This window comes from Vibrio sp. Y176 (genome assembly GCF_033438945.1).
Window position 1 is genome coordinate 1 of the sequence record NZ_JAWOQS010000029.1, and the last position, 4207, is coordinate 4207.

Genomic DNA, 4207 nt, shown 5'->3' on the forward strand with positions numbered 1-4207 from the left:
AATTATAATTTTAAGATTCTTACTTTCATTAATGTTGTTGTAAGCTACTGTCATGATCATCTCTCCTGCATCTCTCTCTGTCTCCCCTTCTGCTCACACCACCTTCATAAGAACCCTTTACAGTTTTTAAAACTGAGTTTGACTTATGATTCTGGCTATTGTGGTACAACATGTGGGAAGTATATATTAATATCTAATAGTATACAAATGTGACAATAATCATATCTGTATAATAACAGTAGAAGTACGGCACACACAGCAGGGCTCAACAATAAGGATTGCCCGATTGCCCGGGGCAAGTAAAACTCGCGGTCGGGCTGTAACACTTTACCTTTCCTCAAAGTAAGCGTTAACTATACAAGGGGGGCTCTTTTCAGGAAAATAGAAAACCTTTGGGAAAAATAAAAATATATTTATCCCCCCAGAAAAAACAACAACAAATATTAAGGAATAAAGATATATGAAACTCTCGACAGAGTGTATAAATTCAAATAACACACGTTTAATTAATTCCTCCCCCCAGCACCTATGCGCACGTCATGCGTAGGTTTAAATGAAAAAAAAGGTCACATCACAAAACCAATCTCAGTCTTTACAATCCCCAAAATAAACTCACAGTCTCAACTAACGAAAAATACAATACTGTCCATTTTCAATAACTTGTAAGTGACTTTTGATTATTTTTTAGTCCGTGCGCACGTAAACGAAACAGTCACTCCTGCAGGCGTGTCAAACAAAAATAGCGCAGATCCACACAGCAAAAACCGGTGAAAAAACTATGCGATCGATCGCTGTACCTCTGGTATACCAGGAAAAATATATAAAAGAAACGATCTCACCCAGGAGCCGCGCAGTCAATCAGGGAAAGTAATCCATCGGCTGATCCTGGGCACACGCTCCGTCATCTGAGGCCGAGATGTCCAGCTGGGATACCGTGAAAGGACGGGTTTATAAGGTAACCACTGATGGGTTTCTTTCTAATAGTCTTTATCATTTACTTAATGTCCACAGCTCGTTACTTTTACTTTATATTCAGGTCCTAATGTTTAGGTCCGCCAGCTCTATTGTTCCTTTTCCCGGTCCCTTCTTCTCCGCCTCTTCCCCCCTAAATAATCTCATCCATTTTTGTAAATTATCATTGTACACATACAGAAATTTACAACCACGACAGCGGATACCCCATCTTACCCTTATACATGTACAGGGAATTATTTATTTATTTTTTACATAATCAAAGAAACCTGTTGTTTCCCAGATATCTCCATACCTTAAATTGCATTTAATTAATGATTAGGTGACTCTGTCACAGGGCATGTAAACTAGTAACCTCACTTGCCCGATCGGGCAAGTTGCTAAAAATAGTAAATGTTAATAACTAATCGATAAAATAAATGTATTTTAAAACGTGCTCTTCTGCTCTGATGCAGGCGCACGGCGGAGTTCCGCCACACACACAGGTGAGCACGCTAGAGCGGCTCGGGCCGCATTTTCCTGACCAAACCTGACCCCGAGCCCGGTGCAGTTTGTCAGCTGACAAAGTTATTGAAATGGAAAGTGTGTAAATAACAACCAACAGACTGCTGTTACGCACAGACAGACACGCTGCTGGCACAGCAGCTCAGTGCGGCACTCATACAGCGCTTGTGTTGCGTTCAGGCGTTGTCACGTAAATAACAACTTCCAACACTTAAATAGGTCATAGCACAAAACAGCAGCATGTCAAGTGACTTTTTACTTTATTATTGGTGCTGCACAATTAATCTAATCGCAATCGCAATCGCGATATCAGGCTGTGCCATTACATAACCGCATAAAAGGCTGCGATTTGCGATTTAATGTAGGCTAAATAAATGTTAACGTGTGTGCCTTGAACGTGACTGCCTCTCCTGTAGTGTGTGGAGTTTGTTGACATCACGCCCACAAGCTATCCTGGTGCGTGCAGCCGGCGTGCAGCAGTGACCAACACAGAAGTTGAAGAAGCGCATGAGCTCGACCATGAACAGGCTGAATTAGTGGCGAAAAAAACGTCTGTACATGGCGATACTTTGGATTCAGGTACGGCGACGCTGAACAGAAAGACGTACTGGGTAAGTGAAAAGTTAAAGTCATCACGTCCCGCGGCAACACGACCAATCTATATCAGCACTTGAGACAGCACAGCACAGAGAAAAGTAGGAAGAGTGCATGCGAGAGAAAGCCGAGCCGTGTAACATTAAAGACAATGAGACAACTGAAAGCCGCCAGAGCCTCATAAAACAACATCCAAGCACGGTTAAGCAAACATTTGTAAGTGTCACAGGGAAATCATGGACTCCATAACAAATGAAAAATTGAGCAATTTTGCTCTGTTTCGGCCCACATGACATTCTGCTGTGTTGTGCTATGGCGTGCTGGAATTTGTCATTTACGTGACAACGGCTGAACACAACACAGGCTCGCTCCGCTGTGTGTACAGTTTGTGTTCATTTTATTTAAGAAGGGACAGTGCACATTAATTAACATGATCACTTAAGTCACGTAAATGTGCCAAATTTAGCCATACAGGCCAATTTTCATCTGCAGATGTGCTGCGCTGCTGTGTGAGCAGCGAGTTTGACTGTGCTCAGTCTGTTGATGGGCATTGACACAATGTCTGTCCATAACAATACCTATGTCAGGTCAGTGCCCCCTAATATAATGTAGGGGAAACACTGAATCAAGCAAAAAGACTCATGATACCATTTATTTATTACATTTTATTGTAATTATATTGTAATCGCAATCGCACATTTTTTTTTCAAATCGTGCAGCACTATTTATTATATTCAATAAAAGTGTATGTTCCTAAATCTTGAGACACCTCATATGTAAGCTAGACAGACATTTCACCTGCTCATTACTGTGCACACATGTACTGTATGTACGTAGTCCTAAAGAGCCCTTCTGGTGCCAGTAGATACACAGAAACATTCCAGCCGGCTGTGCTTTCCAAGCATAGAAAAAAAGTTTCACGCATGTGAAAATTATTTTTCATGCGTGTGCTTCACCTCCGCTGCTACAACTCCATCCTAGGGGAAACACTGCTGTGTGCGTTTTGTGCAACAGGTGGATGTGGTAGTCTACTGGTAGAGTAGAGAGAGAGCTAAGTAGCGTTGAAGTAGAGTAGAGCAGGGCAGAGAGATGGAAGCAAAATATATTAAAACCGGTGTTAATACAGCAGAACTGGAGAGAGGGGTGAAAAATAAATAGAGGTGGGCATGGCTCAAGTAGGGCGCAAAATTATAGACGGAGAACGATTGACAAATTTTTCACTTTAAGCCCTGACACTGTCATTTTTATGTAGAAATTAAGCTACAATACATGGCGTATGTTGTTTTAATTAATAAATACAGTGTGAATAAAGATTACATAACATAAAAATAACTGCAGTCTTTGTTTTTTGATAGCCGCTTAAATTAAACAACTTTTATAGGGCAAGTAAAAACTGACTTCGGGCAAGTAGATCTCTGACCAACTTGCCCGACCGGGCAAGTGAAAAAAAACCTTAGCGTTGAACCCTGCACAGACAGACACGAACACACAGAGACACACAGACAGACAGACACCCACACACACACTCCACTCCCTTTTATTATACACATATGATTCGTGTCACATATGTATACAATCAGATATTAATTCAACATTTGTAGGTCTTATTATATATTTCTGTCTGTTTGCTGCACTTAGATCCTCACAACAGCCAATACACCTCACTCATGCTCATGATCCTTGTGCACAGTGTTATTAAAACAAATAAATATAAAAACCACAGAGGTTTGATTTGAGCTGAGGATGAATTCATGCAGTGTCATATTTGAACGTTAAGACAAAAAGTGATGTTCAAAGAAATGACTGATCTGCATAAATTCAGTAACTTAAGACAGTCCTGAGTAACAAACAAATATGCAGCAGGTTAACTTCTATCACAGCGGTGCCTGGATGGTGTGACGTGTGAGGTTGTGTTGCTGCTGTGGTGTGAAATGACTCCTGCTGATTTTGTTATCATTAGTCATTAGTCAAACTGAGCTTGAAGTGCCTGTGCTGTCACCTAAGTACGTGGTCATTAATTAGCATAACAATGGCTTCACTCTGACAGACACAGGCCTGTGTGTGTTGTTTGATCATCGCACATGTCAAAGTTTCATTAGGTCACATGGCTTACGTCTGCAACTTGAGCTGGGGGACG

At 41.2% G+C, this 4207-nt stretch carries 1 protein-coding gene; it reads left to right on the top strand.

Features of this window, described 5'->3' with window-relative positions; translation table 11 throughout:
• The first annotated feature begins 1955 nt into the window (after positions 1-1955).
• A complete protein-coding gene (locus R7O13_RS23610; RefSeq protein ID WP_318304790.1) occupies positions 1956-2150 on the top strand; it encodes a hypothetical protein in 195 nt (64 codons plus the stop codon).
• Positions 2151-4207: the final 2057 nt, after the last annotated feature.